Here is a 21,003-nt window from a genome sequence, read left to right as displayed (position 1 = left end):
CTTACATGCCCCCCGGAACGCCCGCTACGGGGACCAATGCGATGCGGACGATGGCGAAGATGCCGTAGGCCGCACCGCCGATGGCATAGAAATTGAGCGCGACGATCGCGAGCAGGCGCGTCGCCTCACCATGGACATAGTCCTCGATAAGAACCTGAAGCCCGAGCCGGAAGTGCCAGAAGACGCTGATCACGAGCAGGATCAGCGCGAGCGCGACGGTCGGGTTCGACGCCCAGCGATGCACCGCGGCATGGTCGCCAAGCGGCAGGCGGAGCAGCGAGACGAAGAGCCAGGTGACGAGCAGGACGTTGCCGAGCGCGGTCAGGCGCTGCTGCAGCCAGTGATGCGAACCGTGATGCGAGGAGCCAAGCCCGCGCACGCGGCCGAGGCGCGTACCATTACCCATTGAGCGCCTCCTTCGCGATATAAAGCCAGGTCGCGGTGGTCGCGAGGACCGCACCGACCATCACCAGCGTCGACCACAGCTTGTTGGTCTTGAGCTCATAGCCCGCGCCGGTGTCGAGGACGAAGTGGCGAAGCCCCGAGAAGAGGTGCTGGAAAAAGGCCCATGTCAGGCCGACGAGCACGACCTTGCCGAGAATGTTCGTGATCTGGTGGAACAGGCCGATCTCGGGACTGGGATCGTGCCAGACGCAGGCGACGAAGGCAGCGTAGGCATCGGGACCGGCGGCGATGGCGCCGAGCCACCAGAGGAACATCAGCGCCCCGGCGATCGCCAGCCCGTCGCCGCTGATGCGGTGGAGGATCGAGACCGCCATCGAAGGCGCCCATTTATATACCTGAAGGTGCGGCGAAAGCGGCCGCGCGCTCGGTTCGTTGCCAGCCATAACAGCCCCGTTTTCCTGACTCTCATCGGTCGATGGGCGCGGGTTAAGCGTTCCCGCCGCGATATGCAATTACTTAGGGGGCGATGAACGCAGATTTTGGCTGAAGGGCGTTCGCGGGATGCAGGGGCTGCCGGTCGCTGCGAAGGCAAGGGCCGGTTGCGGGCGAGAGCCGGCATTTGCAGCCGATCGGGAGGCAATGACCGCTGACGGCCGATTGCTGCCATAAGATCCTCCCCATCGACTTGCGATGGGGAGGGGGAGTGCAGGGTTGGATTGCCCCCGGCAATCCAAGTCCAGTCCGGGGGACTGGACGACCCAGCACTCCGCGAAGCGGTGGTGGAGGGGCGGCGAGCGTTAGCGAGCGCTGCGCGCTCGGCCCCTCCGTCAGCCCTTCGGGCTGCCACCTCCCCATCGCAAGTCGATGGGGAGGACCATAACGGCAGCTCACCACCCCGAAACAGACATCGCGCCTACACCGGCGCAGGCGCGATCACTTCAGCTTGTCGCGGTTCGCGTAGAGCAGCGCCGCGAGCACGGCCGCAGAGCCGACACCGATGCCCGCCGCGGTTTTCCAGCCGATCTTCTTGCCGCCTTTCGCCGCGGCCGCCTTGTCGGCGGCTTCGGTCGCCTCGGCGGCCTCCTTCTGCGCCTGAAGCTCGCGCGCGGCGCGCAGCACTTCATTTTCCTCTTCGTCGTGAGGCGGCGGGGGAGATTGATCGGTCATGTCACGCAAGTCCTTGTTATCAGGCGAGTGCCTGATCGACAGGCACATAATCCGTTCCCACCGCTTCCGCTACGGCTTCGAACGTCACCTTACCATTCCAGACGTTGAGTCCCTGCGCAAGATGCGTGTCGCGCTTCAATGCCTCTTTCCACCCGAGGTCGGCGATGCGCAGCGCATGCGGCAGGGTGACGTTGTTGAGGGCATAGGTGCTGGTGCGCGCCACCGCGCCGGGCATGTTCGCGACCGCATAATGCACGATGCCGTCGACCACGTAAGTGGGGTCCGCGTGGGTCGTCGCATGGCTGGTCTCGAAGCAGCCGCCCTGGTCGATTGCGACGTCGACGAGCACCGAGCCGGGGCGCATCGTCTTCAGCATCTCGCGGCTGACGAGCTTCGGCGCCTCGGCGCCGGGGATCAGCACCGCGCCGATCACGAGGTCGGCCTCGGCGACACATTCGGCGAGGTTCGCGCGGTTCGAGAAGCGCGTCTTGGCGCGCGCCTCGAAAAAGGTGCCGACGCGTTCGAGCACCTCGGGATCGCGGTCGAGGATGGTGACGTCGGCGCCGAGGCCCGCGGCCATTTGCGCCGCGTTGAAGCCGACGACGCCGCCGCCGATCACGCACACCTTGCCCGGCGCCACGCCGGGGACGCCGCCCAGGAGCACGCCGCGGCCGCCATGCGCCTTTTCGAGCGCGGTCGCGCCGGCCTGGATCGACATGCGGCCGGCAACCTGGCTCATCGGCTTCAAGAGCGGCAGCCCGCCATGGGGGGAGGTCACGGTTTCATAGGCGATGCAGATCGCGCCCGACTTCATGAGGTCGAGCGTCTGTTCGGGATCGGGCGCGAGGTGGAGATAGGTGTAGAGAATTTGGCCGGGGCGCAGCATCGCGCGCTCGACCGCCTGCGGCTCCTTGACCTTCACCACCATGTCGCAGGTCGCGAAAATCTCTTCGGCACTCTGGACGATCTCGGCGCCCGCCTGCTGATAGAAGGCGTCGTGCGCACCGATGCCTTCGCCCGCGCCGGTCTGCACCAGCACCCGGTGGCCATGGACGACGAGCTCGCGCGCGCTCTCGGGGGTCAGGCCGACGCGATATTCGTGATTCTTGATTTCCTTGGGGGTGCCGATGATCATTGTCGCTCTCCATATCCCTGCGCCCGGACGCAAAATTTCCGCATCCGTAGCCTTCGGAGAAACATAACAGCAAAGCCGCGAGAGGTGCTTGCATATCCTCGCCCGATGTCGCACAGACGCGCACATATTTGGCGTGAAATGCAGAATTGACGCACGATGATGGATCGAATCGATACAAAGCTGCTTCACCTGCTGCAGCGCGAGGGGCCAAAACCCGCCGCCGAACTGGGCGAGATCGTCGGCCTGTCGCCCTCGGCGTGCCATCGCCGCATCCGCGCGCTCGAGGCGGCGGGGATCATCACCGGCTATGCCGCGCGGCTCGATCCCGAGGCGATCGGGCTCGGCCTCGACGTCTTCGTTGACATCAGCCTGACCTCGCAGAGCGAGGAGGCGCTGACCGCGTTCGAAAGCGCGGTGAAGAGCTTCGACGAGATACTGGAGTGCCAGCTGCTGTCGGGCGCGTCGGACTATCGCCTGCGCGTCGCGGCGCGCAACGTCGCCGACTTCGACCGGCTGCACCGCCATTGCCTGTCGCGCCTGCCCGGCGTCGCGTCGATGCACAGCGCCTTTGCGCTGCGCACGATCAAGGCGTTCGAGGGCTATCCGGTATCGGCGGCGCAAATCGGCGACCCGGCGCGCTGAAGCCAAAATTCCCGCGGCTGGTTAACGCCGCTTTTACCATCCTCCCAGCATATCCCGGTGACGCGTTTCGCGGACGATGGGGACCGACAGAGTCCGCGCGTCCGAATTTGGCCAGGGAGGCAGGATCATGGTGAAGGAAAATCCGATTCATAAGCAGCAGATCGATCCCGTGCTGATGGCCGATCGTTTCCCTTTTTATGACCTCGACGGACGCCTCGCCGCAGACGCCGCCGAAATCCACGCCATCATCTCGGGCCGCGAGGACATGATCGCGCGCGCCTATTGGGACGCCTTCAACCGGCTTCCCGGGATCGAGCGCAAGGTCGAGGGCGAACTTCTCGAATCCTATGTGCGCGGCAGCGCACGCCACGCCGCGGTCAAATACAGCGATGCCGCGGGACAGGAGGTCGCGACGATCGCGTGCCAGAACACCCATATGGCGCGCCGCGTGAAGCTGCCGCTGGCGTCGGTGATGTCGTGCATCGCCGAGAGCCTGCGCCTCACCATCGAATATGTCATCGAAGCCGCGGCCGGCGACACCGCGCGGCAGGCGCGACTGACCGGTGCGATCAACCGGCTCGCGTTGCTCGAGTTCGACATCATGCAGCGCTATGCGACCAAGCTGGACCGCGCCGTGATCTCGGGCGAACGTCAGGCGCTCGCGGGCGATTTCGACCGCTCGATCGCCTCGCTGGTTCAGGATACCGACGCTGCGCGGCAGCAGCTCGCGCGGCAGGCCGCTTCGGCCGACCAGGCGGCGAAGGGCATGATCGCCAAGACGAGCGAGGTCGCTGCCGCCTCCGAACAATCGGCGATGGCGATGCGCGAAGCCGCCTCGACGGCTGCGGGCCTGATCCGCGCGATCGAGGATGCGCGTAGCGAGGTCGAAGCCTCGGCCAGCGTCGCGACGCGCGCCTCCGAACAGGCGGGCGAAGCCGTCGCCATGTCCGAGGCGCTGTCGCGCCACGCCGAATCGATCGAGTCGATCCTGGGCCTGATCCGCGAGATTGCGGGCCAGACCAACCTGCTCGCGCTCAACGCCACCATCGAGGCCGCCCGCGCGGGCGAATCGGGTCGCGGCTTCGCGGTCGTCGCGCAGGAGGTGAAGAGCCTCGCCAACGAAACCGCGCGCGCGACCGACGATATCGCGGGTAAGATCGCGGCGATCCAGCAAGCGACGCGCGGGTCGGTGAGCGCCAACCAGTCGATCCAGCAGACCATCGTCGAAGTCCAGACCTCGGCGCAGCGCATCCGCGACGCGATGGACGCGCAGGCGCAGACGGTCACCTCGATCACCGCCGCGGTCGACGAAACCGCGCTCGCCGCCGATTCGATGTCGTCGACGATCGCCAGCATCCGCAACGATTCGGGGATGGTCGCGGGCGAAATCAGCACGCTGAGCACCGAATTCGCCAAGATGGGCGAGCGGCTCCAGTCGCTCGAAAAGGCTGCGAGCGAATTCAGCCGCCGCGTGGCCTGAGCTTGGCAACGCCCATTCCCCTGCCCTAAGGCGGGGGGATGACGACCCGCATCTTCATCACCGGCGCAAGCCGCGGCATCGGCGCCGCGATCGCCGACGCCCTGACTCTCGACACGACCCGGGTGGTCGCGCTGTCGAGCGCCGACGGCGACCTTTCCGATCCCGCTGTTCCCGACGCGCTGTGGGAAAGCGGCCTCGACCGGCTCGAGGGGCGGATCGACATACTCATCAACAACGCCGGCATTTTCGAAGCGAATCCGATCGATGCGGCCGACGCCGACTGGCTTGCCGCATGGGACCGCACGATGCAGATCAACCTGACCGCGAGCGCCCTGCTCTGTCGCCGCGCCGTTCGGCATTGGCAGGACCGCGGCAGCGGCGGCCGCATCGTCAATATCGCAAGCCGCGCCGCCTACCGCGGCGACAGTCCGGCGCACTGGGACTATGCGGCATCGAAGGCGGGCATGGTCGCGATGACCAAGACGATCGCGCGCGGCTACGCCAAGGAAGGCATCCTCGCCTTTGCCATCTGCCCCGGCTTTACGTTGACCGACATGGCGGGTGAGGCCCTTCAAGGCCGAAGCGGAGAAGCCTTGCTTGCCGAGATCCCGCTTGGCCGCGTTGCCGATCCCGAAGAGATCGGCGAGATGGCGCGCTGGTGCGCGCTCGAGGCGCCCGCGTCGATGACCGGGGCGGTGCTCGACGCCAACGGAGCCAGCTATGTCCGGTAAGCTGCTGCTTTTCGCCGCCGTGGCGCTCGCCGGTTGCACGCCGCATGCCGCCCCCTCCTCCCTTGCCACCGCGCCGACCGGCAAGGCGCTCGCGGCGGCCTGCGCCGGCCGCGAGGGCTGGAGCGATTCCGCCCCGCCCGCGAAGATTTTCGGCAACAGCTATTATGTCGGCACCTGCGGCATATCTGCAGTGCTGATCGATACGGCTGCCGGTTTGGTGTTGATCGACGCCGCAACCGAAGAGGCCGCGCCATCGATCCTTGCGAACATCCGCACGCTGGGATTCGATCCGAAGAACGTGCGGTTCCTGCTGACCAGCCACGAGCATCTCGACCATGTCGGCGGGCTGAAGGCGCTGCAAGACGCAACGGGCGCGCAGGTCGTCGCGCGGCCCGAAGCGATGGCCGCGCTGACCAGCGGCGAACCCGACGCAACCGATCCGCAGCGCGGCGGTATTCCGCCCTTTCGCGGCGTCGCCGTCGCGCGCACCGTTTTCGACGGCGAAATGCTGAAGATCGAAGGGCTGCGCCTGACCGCGCACGCGACGCCGGGCCACACCCCCGGCGGTACGAGCTGGACGTGGCGGTCGTGCGAAGGCAGCGATTGCCGCATAATCGCCTATGTCGACAGCCTGAGCGCCGTGTCGGCCGACGGCTACCGGTTCGTCGATCATCCCGATTATGTCGCGACCTTCCGCGCGACCTTCGCGAAGGTCGAGGCGCTGCCGTGCGAGATATTGCTCACGCCGCATCCGGGGGCGAGCAACCTCTTCGCTCGGCTCGCGAACCCGGCGACCCTCGCCAATCCCGAATCGTGCCGCGCCTATGCTGCGGGTGCGAGGATGCGGCTTGCCGACCGGCTGGCGTCCGAAAGCACGCCACCGAAATGAGCTGGATCGTCTCGCTCCCCTGCACGCGCGACGAGGCCGAAGCCTTGTCGGGCGAGGTTCCCGAACTCGATGCGTTGCCCGAGGCGCCCGTCATCGTGACGCGCGAGATAGACGAGGATATGGGGCTGTGGCAGCTCGACGCCTATCTGGACGACAAGCCCGGCGCGGCGCTGCTGGGGCTGCTGCAGGCGCTAATCCCGAGCGCAAAGGGCAAGAAACCGCACGTCGAGCAACTGGTCGAGCAGGATTGGGTGACGCTGTCGCAGCAGGGGCTCGAACCTGTGCAGGCCGGGCGCTTCTTCGTCCATACCAGCAGCTATGCCGACCGCGTGCCTGCGGGCAGCGTGCCCTTTCTGATCGACGCAAGCCAGGCGTTCGGCACCGGCGGCCACGATACCACGGCGGGCTGCCTCGCGATGCTCGACCGGCTGGCCCGGCAGGGCGCGAGCCCGCGCAATATTGCCGACGTCGGAACCGGAACGGGCCTGCTCGCCTTTGCCGCGATGCACCTCTGGCCGCGCGCGAAAGCGATCGCGTCGGATATCGATCCCGCGAGCATCGTCGTTACCCGCGACAATGCCGCGATCAACGGCGTGCCGCTGGGCCGCAGCGGCGGGCGGCTCGCGCTCGCGGTCGCGCCGGGGACCGATCATCCCGCGATCCGCCGCCGTGCGCCCTATGATCTGGTCATCGCGAATATCCTCGCCGGGCCGCTGATCACGCTGGCGCCCGACATCGGCGCGGCGACCTCGCCCGGCGGCCATGCCATCCTCGCCGGGCTGATCGCGCGCCAGATGGAACCGGTGCTGGCCGCCTATCGCGCCCAGGGCTTCCGCCTTGCGGCGCGCGGCGGGAGCGCCGAATGGCCGTGCCTGTTGCTGGTGAAGCGGCGGCGCTACGGGTATCGGCGCAAGCAGCGCGCCCTCCACCGGTCCAATCCGGCGGACGCGAGCTTCGGAAGCTGGTAAACAAAGCCCCCCTCCCGCAGGCGGGAGGGGTTTGGGGGTGGGCGCGAGCGTAGCGAGCTTTTGGCCTCGCGAAAGCCCACCCCGCTGCGACTAACGAGCAAGCTCGTAAGTCTCGCTGCCCCTCCCGCTTGCGGGAGGGGTTTATTAGACGGTCTGCTTCCCCAGCGCATAGTCCTGCGTGCCGCGCGTGATCACGACGTCACCCGGCAGGATATCGGCAATCGGAATCGGCGGCAGCGCGTCGTTCGCGGCGTAGAGCGGCGCAAAATCGGTGTTCACGGTCACGTCGAGCAGCTGATCAAGGCTGTCGATGACGAAATAATTCTGCTGGAAATCGTCGATCCGGTAGTCGGTGCGCATCACGCGCGCGAGGTCGAAGCCGATGCGGTTCGGACTATCGCTGTCAAGCGCGAAGACGCTTTCGGCGTAACTCGACACGATCCCCGCGCCATAGATGCGCAGGCCGCCCGCTTCGCGGATCAGCCCGAATTCGACCGTGTACCAGTAAAGCCGGGCAAGCTGTTTCAACGCGTCATATTTCAGGCTGCGCAAGCCCCCTTCGCCATAGGCGACCATATAGTCGGCGAACACCGGGTCGGCGAGCATCGGCACGTGCCCGAACACGTCGTGAAAGACGTCTGGTTCCTGCAGATAGTCGAGCTGTTCGGGGGTGCGGATGAAATTGCCCGCGGGAAAGCGGCGGTTCGCGAGATGATCGAAGAAGACGTCGTCGGGCACCAGCCCCGGCACCGCGACGACCTGCCACCCCGTCGCGTCCATCAGCCGCGCGTTGAGCTCGCGATAGTCGGGAATGCCGGGCTTTTCGAGCTTGAGCACATCGATCCCGCGCAGGAAGGCCTCCGCCGCGCGGCCGGGCAGCATGTCGGACTGGCGCGCGAACAGCCGGTCCCACATCGCATGTTCGTCGGCGGTGAAGGCGTCCCAATTCTGCGAAATCGTCCAGTCGGCCGCGGCACCCGGCGGCGGCACTTCGTGGACGTGGGTAAAGCCATCCTTCATGAGCAGCAGCCTAGCATGAAATAGTTTCAAATGAAACCTTATACGCGCGCGACTCCGAGCCACCGGGCCGCGCGCGGAAGGCGCGGCAAGATTAGCCGATCGACGATCCACAGCAAGACCAGCGATGCCGCGAGCAGCGGCAGGAAAGCCGCGAGCAGCAGGACGATCGCCGCCACGCCCTTGAGCTGCGCCGGATCGCGCGGCAGCGGCGGCGCGCCGAGCGCATCGTCGGGCTTGCGGCGCCGCCACATGAGGAATCCCGAGATCGCGAGCGTGAAGAGCGCGAGCGCAGTCGCCACGCCGACGAGCTGGTTCGCGAGACCGAACAACTGCCCCTCGTGCCACGCGATCCCGTAGCCGACGGCGCGGTCGATGACATGCTTGTCGGCGAAACTGCTGCGCGAGACCTCGAGGCTCGTTTCGGGGTCGTAGCCGACCTTGCGCACCAGCGGCCGGTTCTGCGTCAGCGTCGTCAGCGTCCAGGTGTTGCCATTGGGCGGGCCGAACATGTTGGGCGCGCCGGGCGGCTGGATGATCGCAGGCGCGGGCATATGCTCGCCGCGCGCGCGCATCACGATATATTCCAGCGGCGCGCGCGAAGCGTGGCCGGGTGGTGGCGCCGCCGCCATCGCATGATGATCGTGCGCCGCGTGCGGGTCCGCCCCGCCCTTCCAGTCCTGCACCCCCGACACCCACCCCATTTCGGCGCGCACCGCGCGAAATCCGCTCGCCCAGACGTCGGTCCACGGCAGCGCGGTGAAGAGCAGGACGAGCGCGAAGCCGGAGACCCAGAAGCCGGTCACCGCATGGAGGTCGCGCAGCGCCGCCCGGCCGCCGAGCGACAGCCGCGGCCAGACGACCCCCGCCAGCCCGCGCCCGCGCGGCCACCAGAGATAGAGGCCGGTCAGGATCATCACGATCGCCCAGCTTGCCGCCAGCTCGACGAGCAGCTTGCCGCTGCGCCCGACGAGCAGGCTGCCGTGCAAGCGCGCCAGCCACGCCGACCAGCGCGCGTCGGGATCGGCCGACCCGATCACGCGCCCCTGCGGCGACACGGCGACATCGAGCATCGCGCCGCCGGGAAGTCCGAGATGGACGACCGCGGCGTCGCCGCGCGCCTCCGGGATGCGGTAATAATGGAAGGACGCGCCCTTGTTGGCGGCGAGCGCGGCAGCGACCTGCGCATCGGCGTCGACCGCATCGGCGGCGGGCAGGCCGCGCCACGCGCGCTCTTCCCACCGGTCGATCTGCGGCTTGAACAGATAGGCCGCGCCCGTCACCGACAGCAAAAGGATGAAGGGGATGACGAAAAGACCGGCGTAAAAATGCCAGCGCCAGATCGTGCGGTAGAGCGGAATCTGCCTGGTGTCGGTCATCCCCTGCCCTCTCCTCAGAAACGCGCGCGGATGCCGGCGGACACTGCGCGGCGCTCGACGGGATAGTAGATCGCCGACGCCGCCGGCGTGACCACCGATGGCGCCGTGGCGGCGATCACCGCGCTGATGTCGCCGATCGCCTTCTTGCCGGTGATATTGCGCACATCGACAAAGGCGTCGATCCCCTCGGCAATCCGGGCGCCGCCGGTCACGCCCAGCAAGGCATAGCCCGGGGTTTGCACCTGATTGCGGTAATCGGCATAGGTGCCGTCGGGCACCCACTCGACGTTGGGCGCGACATGCAGCACATCGCTCCCGATCCGCACCTCGGCGCGATAGACGTGCTTCGGTACCACCGGCAGGCGATTGTCGCCGAACTGGCTGTCACCCCGGAAACGGAAGTCGCTGTAGGTATAGACTTGCCGCAGCCGCAGCCAGGCCGCCGGGGCGATCTCCAGCGCCGCCTCGACCCCCTGATGCCGCGTGCGGTCGGCGTTGAAGGTCGCCACCGGAATGCTGGCGTTGGTGGTAAATTGCAGCAATTCGCCCTTCAGCGTCGAGCGATACAGCGCCAGATCCCAGCTGACTATGCCCGCCTTCCCGCGCGTGCCGATCTCGGCCGTCCATGCGCGCTGCGGGCGGATCGTCGACACCACTTGGCTGACCGGCGGCGTCCCGATTGTCTGAAACACTTCGCCGAAGCCCGGAAACTCCGCCGAGCGGCTGTAATTGGCGAAGAACTGCACGGCGTCGCTCGGTTCGAACAACAAGCCGAACTTGGGCGAAAAGGCGTCGAAGTCGATCCGCCCGTCCAGCGACGACGACACATTGACCCGCCGCTTGCGGAATCCATCGGCATAGACGCCGCCGGCGATCAAGGTCAGCTGTTCGACCGGCCGCACCCGCACCTCGCCATAGATATTGGCGGTGCGCGCGGTCTGGTCGGCGTCGAAGGTCAGCGCGCCACGCCGGCCGGCGATGTTCACGAACTGCAGGGCGTCGGTCGTCCCGCGCCGCAATTCGCCGCCCAGCGTGACCTCGACCGGCCCCGCCGCGTAATCGGCGCGGAAGAAGCCGCCAAGGTCGACCGAATCCTGGTCGATCACCTGAAAGATCGGGTGATAGAGCGACTTGGCATTGACGAAACCGCCGACGTCGAGCTTGAACGCGCCCCAGTCGAACGTCGTGCGGTTCTGGAGCCGCAGCGACACGATATCGCGCGCCTGATCGCCCGCCACCGCCGCCGCGCTCGCCGCGCGCGGGGTGGTCAGCGCCTGATTATAGGTCAGCGCACCGGGGATTTCCTGTTTGATGTCATTGTAGCTCGCGTAGAAGCGCGTCGAGACGACGTCGCTCAGCTTCAACCCGACATTGCCGTTGAAGCGAAAGCTGCGGCGCTGCACATGGTCGCGGTCGCCGTTCGAGGTGTCGGCGCTGATCGCGCCCCACGCATCGACCCGGTCGCCCGCGACACCCGCCGACACCAGCCCGCGATAGCTGTCGAAGCTGCCGACGTCGCCGCGCAGGTAGAAGCCCTCCGCCGTGCGCCCGGTCGGCGTCACGCCGTTGACCGCGCCGCCGAGCGTTCCCGAACCGAAGCGCAGCGCATTGGCGCCGCGATACACCTCGAGATGGTCGAAGAAGATCGGCTCCAGCTCCTGGAAATCGCCATTGTCGTCGGCGAGGTTGATCGGCACCCCGTCCTGCAAGAGCGTCAGCCCGCGCATGTGAAACCCGCGTGAGAGGCCCGAGCCGCGGATCGAGATACGCACCTCCTGCCCGTAGCGCGGCTGGAGATAGACGCCGGGCGAGAAGGCGAGCGTGTCGCGCAAGCTGACGACCGATTTGTCGGCATAATCTTCGTAAGAGACGACGTCGGTGCCGCCGGGCGTGCGCGAGGCGCGCTCTTCGGCGGCGTCGGTCGCGGTCGGGGCGGTGACGATGATCGTCGAATCGGCCTCGTCGGCATGGGCTGGCGAGGCGGCGAGACAGGTGGCGAGCGCGAGCAAGGGCGCCGCGCGATTGGCAATGGTCTTCATCAGAAAATCTTCCCTGGATACAGGCATGGGACCGCGCAGCGCTATTGTGCGCAGGCGGCAGTTCAGGCTGGATCAGGCGAAGTGCGGCGGGCCGGTACTCGGCGGGAGCGGTGAGGCGATGCCCGGCGCGAAGCCGAGCGATGGGGCCGCGACAGGCGCAGGCTCGGCGATCGCGAGTTTTTCGGGCAGCGCTGGCAGGTCGGGGACGATCGGCGCCGCGGCCAGCGCGCCCCACGGGCAATGCTGCTGCCCTTCGCCCGCCTGATGCTCGCCCGCCTTCTGGAGCGGGATTGTCAGCGTCGCCCCCGGGTTGGACGGGTCCGAACAAACGCGGACGGTGATCGATCCCGCCGCGTCGCTCTCGATCATCCAGCCCGGCGCGACGAGCACCCGCGCGGCGAGCGCGAGGATCAGCGGCAGCAGCAGCAGGATGCCCGGACGGCGAAAGGCGGCGAGGAGGCCCACGGCCCGCCCCTTATGACGCGGCGTCCGCGCTGACAAGCGGACAAAGCGTCCAGCGCCGCAGCAAGCTATTCGGCGGGCGCCTCGTCGCTCTTCTTGCCCGTGCGCGTCCACGGATAGAGGAACTGGCCCCAATAGGCCTTGGGTACATCCTCGGGGATGCCGTAATTTTCGGGCCAGCGGTCCTTGGGCAGATGAAAGGTCCCGAAAATCTTGTCGAGCAAAGGAAAGTGGATCGCGAAATTGACGTCGAAAGCCTCGCGCTCCAGCCCGTGGTGCCAGTGGTGGAAGCGCGGCGTCGCGACCCAATGGCCGAGCCGGTTGAAATTTCCGCCGACATTGGCGTGGAGCAGCGACGACCAGACATAGACGAAGCCGATATAGGCCTGCATCACCGACGGCGAGAAGCCGAGTGTGAAGAGCGGCAGCGAGGTGATCGCCCGGAGCAGGATGATCTCGACGAAATGCATCCGCGACCCGGCGAGCCAGTCCATCGACTTGGCGCTGTGATGGATCGCGTGGAAGCCCCAGAGGAACGGCACCTTATGGAACAGCCGGTGGTACCAATATTGCGCGAGGTCCGACGCGACCAGCACGATCAGGAACTGGACGATCCACGGCAGCGACGCGACCGCGGCGCGGAACGCGTCCCAGCTGTTCGTGTGCGCGTTGACGAACTGCTGCGGGGCCAATGCGAGGAAGCCGAGCACCTGCACGAACATCGTGCTCACGAGATAATAGAAAAGATCCTCGCGCCATTCGGTGCGGAACAGCCGCTGCGCGCGGCGATGCGGGAAGGCGCGCTCGAGCGGCGCGAACATGAAGCCGGTGACGAGCAGGTTCACGACGAAAAAGTCGAGCCCGAAGAAAATGCCCCAGTCGCGCGTTTCCTGCGGCTGGACGTTCGATCCGCCGAGCAGAATCGCCGCCAGCCCGATCATCAGCGCGGTGAGCCCGAGCACCTTGCGCGGGCGCAGCAGCAGGCTGAGCAACGACAGGCCGTAGCTGATCAGCAGCACGATATGCACGGCGCCGCGAAAGCCGGTCCAGGTCTTGACGACCTCCAGTTCGGGCGTCGCAAACCAATCGGGGAAGCGCAGCGCGATCACCATCAAGAAACCGGCGATCGCGAACAGCAGCCCGAAGAAACCCGACAGCCAGCCGCTGCCGAACCGTCGCACTTCGGTGTGCGATTCGAGATCGTGCATCAGCGTCTTGAGATAATCACCCTTTGCCATGTCCGCCCCTTCACAGCATTTCGTGGCGACCGTCTGTGACGGCGCGCACGGCTTGATATCAGCCCAACTCTGTTTTCGTCATGCCGGACTTGATCCGGCATCCATTCTTTCTTCGCAGCATGGACCCCGGATCAAGTCCGGGGTGACGACTATGGTAATGTTCAACCGGACGCCTCGACGATTTTCGCCCATTCGGCCTCATCGATCACCCTGATACCCAGCGCGCTCGCCTGCTTGAGCTTCGAGCCCGCACCGGGGCCCGCGACGACGAGGTCGGTCTTCGCGCTCACCGAGCCCGCCGCCTTCGCGCCCAGCGCTTCGGCCTGCGCCTTCGCTTCGTCGCGGCTCATCGTCTCCAGCTTGCCGGTGAAGACGACGGTCATCCCCGACACCTCGCTTTCGCGCGTCTCGACGAAATAGGGCGGCGGTGACACTTCGCTCAGCAGATCATCCCACAGCGCGCGGTTGTGCGGCTCATGGAAGAAATCGCCGAGCGCTTCGGCGACGGCCGGTCCGATCCCGTCGGCCCGCACTTCGAGGATCGCTTTGATCGCGTCCATCTTGCGCGTCTGATATTTGCCGTCGGACTCGCCTTCGGCTTGCGGGTTGGCGTCGAGATAGGCCTGAATCTCGGCCGCTTTTGCAGGCAGCAGCGCAATATCACCTAAGCCTTTGAGCAAATCGCGCGCGGTCACCGCGCCGATATGGCGGATGCCGAGCCCGAACAGCAGCCGCGCCGCGTCGGGCGACCGCTTCGCCTCGATCGCGGCGAACAGATTGTCGACCGACTTTTCCTTCCACCCCTCGCGGCCGAGCAATTCGTCGCGGTGGTTCTTCAGCCGGAAGATGTCGGCCGGTCCCTTGTCGAGCCAGCCAAGGTCGAGGAATTCCTGGATGCTCTTCTCACCCAGCCCCTCGATGTCGAGCGCGCCGCGGCTGACGAAGTGGCGCAGGCGCTCGAACTTCTGCGCGTTGCAGATCAGGCCGCCGGTGCAGCGCACATCGACCTCGCCCTCCTCGGCGACCGCCTCGCTGCCGCACACCGGGCAATGATCGGGGAAGATGTAAGCGGCGCGTTCCTCGTCGCGGGTCAGATTCTCCACCACCTGCGGGATCACATCCCCCGCGCGCTGGATCACGACGCGGTCGCCGGGGCGGACGCCAAGGCGCCCGATCTCGTCGCGGTTGTGGAGCGTGACGTTCGAGACGACGACCCCGCCGACGGTGACGGGCGTAAGCCGCCCGACCGGGGTCAGCTTGCCGGTTCGGCCGACCTGGATGTCGATCGCCTCGAGCGTCGTCTGCGCCCGTTCGGCCGGAAATTTATGCGCGATCGCCCAGCGCGGCGCCTTCGCGACGAAGCCCAGCCGCTGCTGCCAGTCGAGCCGGTCGACCTTGTAAACGACGCCGTCGATGTCATAGGGCATCTCGGCGCGCTCGGCCTCGATCGTCCGGTAATGCGCCAGCACCTCGGCAACGCCCTCGAAGCGCTTCAGTAGCGGCGAGACGGGAACGCCCCACGCCGCGATCCGCTGCATCATGTCGAACTGGGTGTCGGCAGGAACCGCGCTCGCCTCACCCCAGCCATGCGCAAGGAAGCGCAAGGGGCGCGACGCGGTGACGCTCGCGTCCTTCTGGCGCAGCGATCCCGCCGCCGCGTTGCGCGGGTTGGCGAACTGGCGGACGGTCGCGGGATCGAATTCCTGCCCGCGCTGCGCCGCAAGCGCCCTTCCCTCCTCCATCAACCGCGCGTTCAGCGCCGCAAAATCGGACTTGGCCATATAGACCTCGCCCCTGATCTCGAAGACGTCGGGCGCCTCGCCCGCCAGCTCCTGCGGAATATCGCCGATCGTGCGAACGTTCGCGGTCACATCCTCGCCCACCGTGCCGTCGCCGCGCGTCGCCGCCTGCACCAGCCGGCCCTGTTCGTAGCGCAGCGAACAGGACAGCCCGTCGATCTTGTCCTCGGCGGTCAGCGCGACAGCCTCGCCCTCGCCGAGGTTGAGGAAGCGCCGCACGCGCGCGGCGAATTCCTCGACATCCTCGCCCGAAAAGGCGTTGTCGAGGCTCATCATCCGCACCGCGTGCGTGACCTTCGCGAGCGGCGAGGCCTCGACCGCAGCGCCGACGAGCCGGTTCGGGCTGTCGGCACGGATCAGGTCGGGGAAAGCCGCTTCGATTTCATTGTTGCGGCGGACGAGCGCGTCATAATCGGCGTCAGAAATCTCCGGCGCATCCTCGACGTGATAGCGCTTGTTGTGATGCGCGATCTGCTTTGCCAACCGCATCAGTTCGTTGGCGGCGTCGGCGGGGGAAAGCGATTCAATCTCTGTCATGCAGCGGCTTTTGCCACCGGCTTGAACTCCGCGCGAGTACCAAATCCTGCAATAAGCGGGCGACCTTTCGCGATCGCCGACCGAACCTCGGGAAGCTGCAGCGATGCGGCGTGCGCGTCCTTGCTGTCCCACAGCTCGACGATCCAGATCGCATCGGGGTTCGCAGCGTCCTCGCCGATCAGATAGGCGATGTTGCCCGGCATCGACCCCGTACCTTCGCCAAGGATCGCGACGAGCGCCGCGCGCTGCCCCGGCTGCGCGATCATCTGCCCGATGAGGCCATAGTGCGGATCGGCGTCTTCCATCATGTCCTCCAGAGCCCGGACCTTCGCCGCGGGCAACAAGGCTGCGGCCATCGCCAGCAGCGCCATGAGATGTTCGCGGCGGTTCATTTCGCGATCACCAGCACATGCACCTCGCGCCGGATGCGAAAGCCGAGCGATTCATAGAGGCCGATCGCGCCTTCATTGTCGGCATAGCTGTGCAGGAACGGCTGCTCGCCGCGCGCGACCATTGCGCGCATGACATGGCCGATCAGCGCGCGCGCCAGGCCGCGTCCGCGACAATCCTCCCACGTCGAAACGCCGCTGACCTCGGCCATGCCGGGCACGAGGATGCGCTGCCCCGCCATCGCGAGCAGGCGGCCATTCTCGCGGATCCCGAAGAAGGGACCATAGCGATGCGTCGCGGGGCCCCATGGTCCCGGCTTTGCATGGTCGGCAAGCGCTGCCATTTCCGCGGCATCCGCCTCGCCGAGCGCGACGATCGGCGGTTCGCCCTCGCGCGGTTCGGGGGGCGGACCGTCGGCGACCATCTGCGCAAGCACTGCGCGTTTGACCTCGCGCGTTCCGGGCGGAACGGGCCAGCGCTCACCCTCGACGATCCAGAGTTCGCCGTCGTCCGGAACCAGCGCCGCGAGCGCCGCCTGCGCCTCCGCGCCGGTATCGGCGGCGACCCCGAACACGCCGTAACCGCGATCGATCCGCTTCGCGCGGTCGCCCCCCTCAGCGAGATGCGCCTGCCGTCCGGTGAGCATCGTCCAGATCGGACGGTCGAGCGGATGCGCAGGCGTCATCGCGCGATCACGCCTGTTCCATCGCCAGCGTTTCGGTCGCCGGGATCACCACGCCTTCCATCGCATGTTCGGCATAGGGGCCCGCGGGATCGACCCAGTGCAGAAAAAGATGCGCCGACCAGCGGTTCGGGTTCGGCATCGTCCGTCCGTGCAGGCGGTGGACGCCCTGATACAGCACCGCATCGCCCGGCAGCATCGGCACCGAGCCATAGGCTTCGTCCCCGAAATCGGGATCGGCGCGCTCGCGCGGGGTCTCGATATGCTGCGACCCGACCTCGAGCGGCCAAGGCTTGCCGTCGCTTGCCGCGAGCAACAGCGACAGGCTGTGCTCGCAGGCGTAGCGGTCCGAATGGACGTGGCAGACGTCGCCCTGCCGATACATGCGGAAATAGCAATAGGAGGGCTTGAGCGCGGTCCCGACGAGCGCGCTGACCGCCGGCGTCATCCCCCACAGGAACGTCGAGAGCGGCAGATAGTGACGCCCGTAAATCTCGACCGCCTCGTTCGCGAGCAGCGCATGTTTGCGCTTCAGCCGGTCGAACGACACGCCGCCGCGCGTCAGGTCGCCCTTCATCATGCCGAGCAGCGCGTGCGTTACGTCGGTCGGCACGAAGCCGGGCAACGCGAGATAGCCCTCTTCGCGGTAGCGTTCGGCCTGCCCGGTCATATCGTCTCCAGCAATCTTTCGGCCTGCGCGCGCGCTTCTTCGGTGACTTCGGCGCCCGACAACATGCGCGCGATTTCCTCGCGGCGACCCGCTTCGTCAAGCGCGCGGACGCCGGTGCGCGTGACCGTCCCCTCGCTCGACTTGGCGATGATGAAATGCGACGCGCCTTTTGCCGCGACCTGCGGGCTGTGCGTCACCGCGAGCAATTGCTTGCCTCCTCGCGACAGGCGCGCGAGCCGCTCGCCGATCGCACTCGCCACCGCGCCGCCAACCCCGCGGTCGATCTCGTCGAAAATGATCGTGTCGGCCCCGCCCTCCTCGGCGAGCGCGACCTTCAGCGCGAGGATGAAGCGCGAGAGCTCGCCGCCCGACGCGATCTTCGCGAGCGGCGCGAAGGGCGCACCGGGATTGGTCGAGATGAGGAATTCGACGCGGTCGATCCCGTCGGCGCCCCAGCGCTCGGCGGGGAGCCGCTCGACCGCAGTCTGGAAACGCGCCGCGTCGAGTTTCAGCGGCACGAGTTCGCCCGCTACCGCCTCATCGAGCCGCGCCGCCGCTTTGGCGCGCAGGTCGGAGAGCGCGGTCGCGGCGTGGGTATAGGCCGCCGCCGTCTCGGCCACCGCCGCTTCGAGTTTCGCGAGCCCCGCGCTGCCGCCCTCGATCGCATCGAGCCGCGCGGCGAGTTCGCCCGCCAGTTCGGCCAGCTCGTCGGGCTGGACCCCATGCTTGCGGGCCATCGCGCGCAGTTCGAACAGCCGCGTCTCCGCCGCTTCGAGCCGCTCGGGATCATATTCGAGCGCGCGCGCGGCTTCGTGCAGCTTCGTTTCGGCATCGTCGGCGTCGATGATCGCGCGGTCGAGCGCCGCGAGCGCCTCGGCGAGCAGCGGGTGATCGCCCGCGAGCCGGTCGAGGCGCCGCGCCGCACCGCGCAGCAGCGCGGGACCGCCGTCGCTGCCGTCGAAGGCCTCGAGGATCGTACCGAGATCGCCCGCGATCTTCTCGCCCTTCTGCATCGCGGCGCGCGCTTCGGCGAGTTCGGCCTCTTCGCCCGGCTGCGGGTCGAGCTTCTGCAGCTCGGCAACGCAATGCTCGAGCCATTCGCGGTCGCGTGTCGCTTCCGAAATCGCGGCCTTCGCCACCGCCAGCTTTTCCTCCGCCGCGCGCCAGGCCGCGTGCGCCACAGCCACCGCGCCGGTGTCCGCGCGCGCATAGGCATCGAGCAAAGCGCGGTGCCCTGCGGGCGCTAGCAGGCCGCGATCGTCGTGCTGGCCATGGATTTCAACCAGATACCCCCCGACCTCGCGCAGCAGCGCCGCCGAACAGGGCTGGTCATTGAGGAAGGCGCGGCTGCCGCCGTCGGCCTTCAGCGTCCGGCGGATCAGCAGCGGCTCGCCGGGTTCCAGCGCGACCTCATTCTCGGCCAGCAGCGTGGCGAGCGGCGTCGCTTCGGCCGGGGGCGTGAAACTTGCGGTCACCTGCGCCTTGTCCGTGCCCTGCCGCACCAGCGCGCTGTCGGCGCGCATCCCCAGCGCGAGGCCCAGCGCGTCGAGCAGGATCGACTTGCCCGCGCCGGTCTCGCCCGTTAGCACGCCCAGCCCGGCCTCGAAATCGAGGTCGAGCCGTTCGATCAGAACGATGTTGGCGATGGACAAGGCGGTCAGCATGTCCCGCTCTTAACGCAGAACAAAATGCGAATCTATTCCCCGAACCGCATCAAGCCGTCGGCGCGTGCTTCCGCATCAGGTCGTAGGCCCGGTCGTACCATTTGCTGCCCGGATAGTTGGCGCCGAGCACGGCCGCCGACTTCTTCGCTTCCTCGGGAATGCCGAGCGCGAGATAGCATTCGGTCAGGCGGTACAACGCCTCGGGAGTGTGGCTCGTCGTCTGGAATTTCTCGGTCACTTCGCGGAAGCGGATCGAAGCGGCGAGCCAGTTCGAGCTTCGCTCGTAGAAGCGGCCGATCTCCATCTCCTTGCCCGCAAGATGGTCCTGCACCAGATCGACCTTGAGCCGCGCGTCGGCGGCGTAGCGGCTGTCGGGATAGCGGCGGATCACTTCGCCGAGCGCATTCTTCGCCTGCTCGGTGATCTTCTGGTCGCGCGTCACGTCGCTGATCTGTTCGTAATAGCTGAGGCCGATCAGATAATAGGCGTAGGGCGCGTCCTTGTTGCCCGGGTGGATCGACAGGAAGCGCTGCGCCGCCTCGATCGCCGGGGTATATTCGCGGTCCATATAGTAACTGAACGCGCTCATCAACTGCGCGCGGCGCGCCCATGGCGAATAGGGATGCTGGCGCTCAACCTCGTCGAACAGCGCAGCCGCGACCTTGTACTGCTTGCGGTCGAGCCGGTCCTGCGCCGCGCGGTACAGCGTGTTGACGTCGCGCGCGACATAGCGCGTGTCCTTCTTGACCCCCGACCCGCCCGCACAGGCGGCGAGCAGCGGCGAAATGACGAGAGCGGCGGCGAGCAGGCGCGTCGTGGCGCGCAGGGAGGGACGCTGAATCATGGCTGCGGTATAGCCACAGCGCGGATGAACGCAAAATAAATGATCGCTTGCCCACGCGGCCTTTGCGCTGCGCGTCAGCTGCCCCCCGTCACGCAGCCTTTCGGCGCCTCGGCCGGCGCGGGGACGCGGCGGGCAGAGACGATCTTCACCGCGGGTTCGATCATCTGCCCCTTCATCGCGCCCTCGCCCGCGGTCGCCGACACCGGCAGCGCGTAGATTTTCTCGGCGACGTCGCGGCCCGCGACCATCTCGCCGAACACCGCGAAGCCCGCATTGTCGCCGGGCGCCTTGGGATCGGCCTCGAACCCCGGGATGTTGCTGAGCAGCAGGAAGAAGTCGGTGGTCGCATCACCCGGCGCGAGCCGTGCCATCAGGAGAGCGCCGTCGCAGCTCTTGAGCCCCGTCACATTGGTCGGCTCGTGCGCGATCGGCGGGAAATTCTTGCGCGCGTCACCGCGGTTGCCCGCCTGCACCAGCTTGCTATCGGGGCCCCAGCTGCGCGTCGTGCGATAGAAGGAAAAGCCGTCCATGCGCTTGGTGTCGACATAGCGGAGGAAATTGGCGGCGGTGACCGGGGCGCGCTTGTTCTCGATCCGCACGACGATCGTCCCCGCGTCGGTGACCAGCGCCACATAAGGCCGCGTGTCGGGCTCGTCGGCCTTCGGCGGCACCGGAAGCGGTGGCGGCGGCGGCGGAGGCGCCATCATCGGCGGGGGCGATGGAGCCGGCTGCGGAGCCGGCGCGGCCGCCGCGCTCGCAATGGCAATCGACAGGATCAGCGTTTCGAACATCATGGAATCACTCCGATTGCGGACACGGTCAGCACACAGGCTAGACGCAGTTTACGGCTGCGCCAAGCGAGCCC

Annotated in this window: 21 protein-coding genes; 5 read left to right on the top strand and 16 right to left on the bottom strand. The window is 67.2% G+C overall.

Annotated features, from left to right (window positions below; genetic code table 11):
- Position 1: 1 nt before the first annotated feature.
- The 4 genes from sdhD to ald all read right to left on the bottom strand — a co-directional run bounded on the left by sdhD (position 2) and on the right by ald (position 2,707).
- The gene (sdhD, locus tag QOL68_RS01565; RefSeq protein WP_282946320.1) at positions 2–406 is read right to left on the bottom strand and encodes a succinate dehydrogenase, hydrophobic membrane anchor protein; all 405 of its coding nucleotides are present in this window, start codon (positions 404–406) and stop codon (positions 2–4) included.
- Entirely contained in the window at positions 399–779 is a 381-nt protein-coding gene (gene sdhC / locus QOL68_RS01560; protein WP_502957365.1) for a succinate dehydrogenase, cytochrome b556 subunit, read from the bottom strand. Before sdhC ends, sdhD begins: the two co-directional genes overlap by 8 nt.
- A gap of 559 nt (positions 780–1,338) precedes the next feature.
- On the bottom strand, positions 1,339–1,572 hold the full coding sequence (locus QOL68_RS01555) for a hypothetical protein (RefSeq protein WP_204992540.1): 234 nt from the start codon (positions 1,570–1,572) through the stop codon (positions 1,339–1,341).
- Between the two features lie 19 nt (positions 1,573–1,591).
- Complete coding sequence (gene ald, locus QOL68_RS01550) at positions 1,592–2,707, bottom strand: alanine dehydrogenase (protein WP_204992539.1); 1,116 nt, start codon at positions 2,705–2,707, stop codon at positions 1,592–1,594.
- A 156-nt stretch (positions 2,708–2,863) separates the two neighbouring features.
- Between ald and QOL68_RS01545 the strand changes: the two genes are divergently transcribed.
- The 5 genes from QOL68_RS01545 to QOL68_RS01525 all read left to right on the top strand — a co-directional run bounded on the left by QOL68_RS01545 (position 2,864) and on the right by QOL68_RS01525 (position 7,417).
- Entirely contained in the window at positions 2,864–3,349 is a 486-nt protein-coding gene (locus tag QOL68_RS01545; protein WP_374392355.1) for an Lrp/AsnC family transcriptional regulator, read from the top strand.
- Between the two features lie 127 nt (positions 3,350–3,476).
- On the top strand, positions 3,477–4,829 hold the full coding sequence (locus QOL68_RS01540; RefSeq protein ID WP_058456960.1) for a methyl-accepting chemotaxis protein: 1,353 nt from the start codon (positions 3,477–3,479) through the stop codon (positions 4,827–4,829).
- Positions 4,830–4,867: 38 nt separating this feature from the next.
- Complete coding sequence (locus QOL68_RS01535) at positions 4,868–5,560, top strand: SDR family NAD(P)-dependent oxidoreductase (RefSeq protein ID WP_282946314.1); 693 nt, start codon at positions 4,868–4,870, stop codon at positions 5,558–5,560.
- On the top strand, positions 5,550–6,449 hold the full coding sequence (gene bla, locus QOL68_RS01530) for a subclass B3 metallo-beta-lactamase (RefSeq protein ID WP_282946312.1): 900 nt from the start codon (positions 5,550–5,552) through the stop codon (positions 6,447–6,449). The genes QOL68_RS01535 and bla overlap by 11 nt, the downstream gene beginning before the upstream one ends.
- On the top strand, positions 6,446–7,417 hold the full coding sequence (locus QOL68_RS01525; RefSeq protein WP_282946310.1) for a 50S ribosomal protein L11 methyltransferase: 972 nt from the start codon (positions 6,446–6,448) through the stop codon (positions 7,415–7,417). Before bla ends, QOL68_RS01525 begins: the two co-directional genes overlap by 4 nt.
- 144 nt (positions 7,418–7,561) lie before the next feature.
- Here the strand turns inward: QOL68_RS01525 and phhA are convergent, their stop codons facing one another.
- The 12 genes from phhA to QOL68_RS01465 form a co-directional block, all read right to left on the bottom strand.
- Entirely contained in the window at positions 7,562–8,437 is an 876-nt protein-coding gene (gene phhA, locus QOL68_RS01520) for a phenylalanine 4-monooxygenase (RefSeq protein ID WP_282946309.1), read from the bottom strand.
- Between the two features lie 38 nt (positions 8,438–8,475).
- Positions 8,476–9,813 carry a PepSY-associated TM helix domain-containing protein gene (locus QOL68_RS01515; protein ID WP_282946307.1) on the bottom strand — a complete coding sequence of 446 codons (1,338 nt, stop codon included), beginning with the start codon at positions 9,811–9,813 and terminating at the stop codon, positions 8,476–8,478.
- 14 nt (positions 9,814–9,827) lie between these two features.
- Entirely contained in the window at positions 9,828–11,852 is a 2,025-nt protein-coding gene (locus QOL68_RS01510) for a TonB-dependent receptor family protein (RefSeq protein ID WP_282946306.1), read from the bottom strand.
- Positions 11,853–11,924: 72 nt separating this feature from the next.
- Positions 11,925–12,317, bottom strand: coding sequence for a hypothetical protein (locus QOL68_RS01505; RefSeq protein WP_282946304.1), 393 nt, complete (start codon positions 12,315–12,317; stop codon positions 11,925–11,927).
- Positions 12,318–12,382: 65 nt separating this feature from the next.
- Positions 12,383–13,552 (bottom strand): sterol desaturase family protein, encoded by a 1,170-nt coding sequence (locus tag QOL68_RS01500; protein ID WP_282946302.1) that lies wholly within the window; start codon positions 13,550–13,552, stop codon positions 12,383–12,385.
- A gap of 161 nt (positions 13,553–13,713) precedes the next feature.
- Entirely contained in the window at positions 13,714–15,888 is a 2,175-nt protein-coding gene (gene ligA / locus QOL68_RS01495; RefSeq protein ID WP_282946300.1) for an NAD-dependent DNA ligase LigA, read from the bottom strand.
- Entirely contained in the window at positions 15,885–16,280 is a 396-nt protein-coding gene (locus tag QOL68_RS01490; protein ID WP_282946298.1) for a putative quinol monooxygenase, read from the bottom strand. The genes ligA and QOL68_RS01490 overlap by 4 nt, the downstream gene beginning before the upstream one ends.
- On the bottom strand, positions 16,277–16,963 hold the full coding sequence (locus tag QOL68_RS01485) for a GNAT family N-acetyltransferase (protein ID WP_282946297.1): 687 nt from the start codon (positions 16,961–16,963) through the stop codon (positions 16,277–16,279). Before QOL68_RS01485 ends, QOL68_RS01490 begins: the two co-directional genes overlap by 4 nt.
- 7 nt (positions 16,964–16,970) lie before the next feature.
- A complete protein-coding gene (locus QOL68_RS01480; protein ID WP_282946295.1) occupies positions 16,971–17,630 on the bottom strand; it encodes a hypothetical protein in 660 nt (219 codons plus the stop codon).
- Positions 17,627–19,294, bottom strand: coding sequence for a DNA repair protein RecN (recN, locus tag QOL68_RS01475; RefSeq protein WP_282946293.1), 1,668 nt, complete (start codon positions 19,292–19,294; stop codon positions 17,627–17,629). The genes QOL68_RS01480 and recN overlap by 4 nt, the downstream gene beginning before the upstream one ends.
- A gap of 49 nt (positions 19,295–19,343) precedes the next feature.
- Positions 19,344–20,138 carry an outer membrane protein assembly factor BamD gene (locus tag QOL68_RS01470; RefSeq protein ID WP_058455703.1) on the bottom strand — a complete coding sequence of 265 codons (795 nt, stop codon included), beginning with the start codon at positions 20,136–20,138 and terminating at the stop codon, positions 19,344–19,346.
- A gap of 74 nt (positions 20,139–20,212) precedes the next feature.
- On the bottom strand, positions 20,213–20,929 hold the full coding sequence (locus tag QOL68_RS01465; protein ID WP_204992616.1) for a peptidylprolyl isomerase: 717 nt from the start codon (positions 20,927–20,929) through the stop codon (positions 20,213–20,215).
- Positions 20,930–21,003: the final 74 nt, after the last annotated feature.

It is taken from the genome of Sphingopyxis sp. Geo25 (assembly GCF_949769135.1).
Lineage (GTDB): Bacteria > Pseudomonadota > Alphaproteobacteria > Sphingomonadales > Sphingomonadaceae > Sphingopyxis.
Note: the sequence above shows the minus strand (reverse complement) of the source record. Positions and strands in the feature narration are given on the sequence as shown.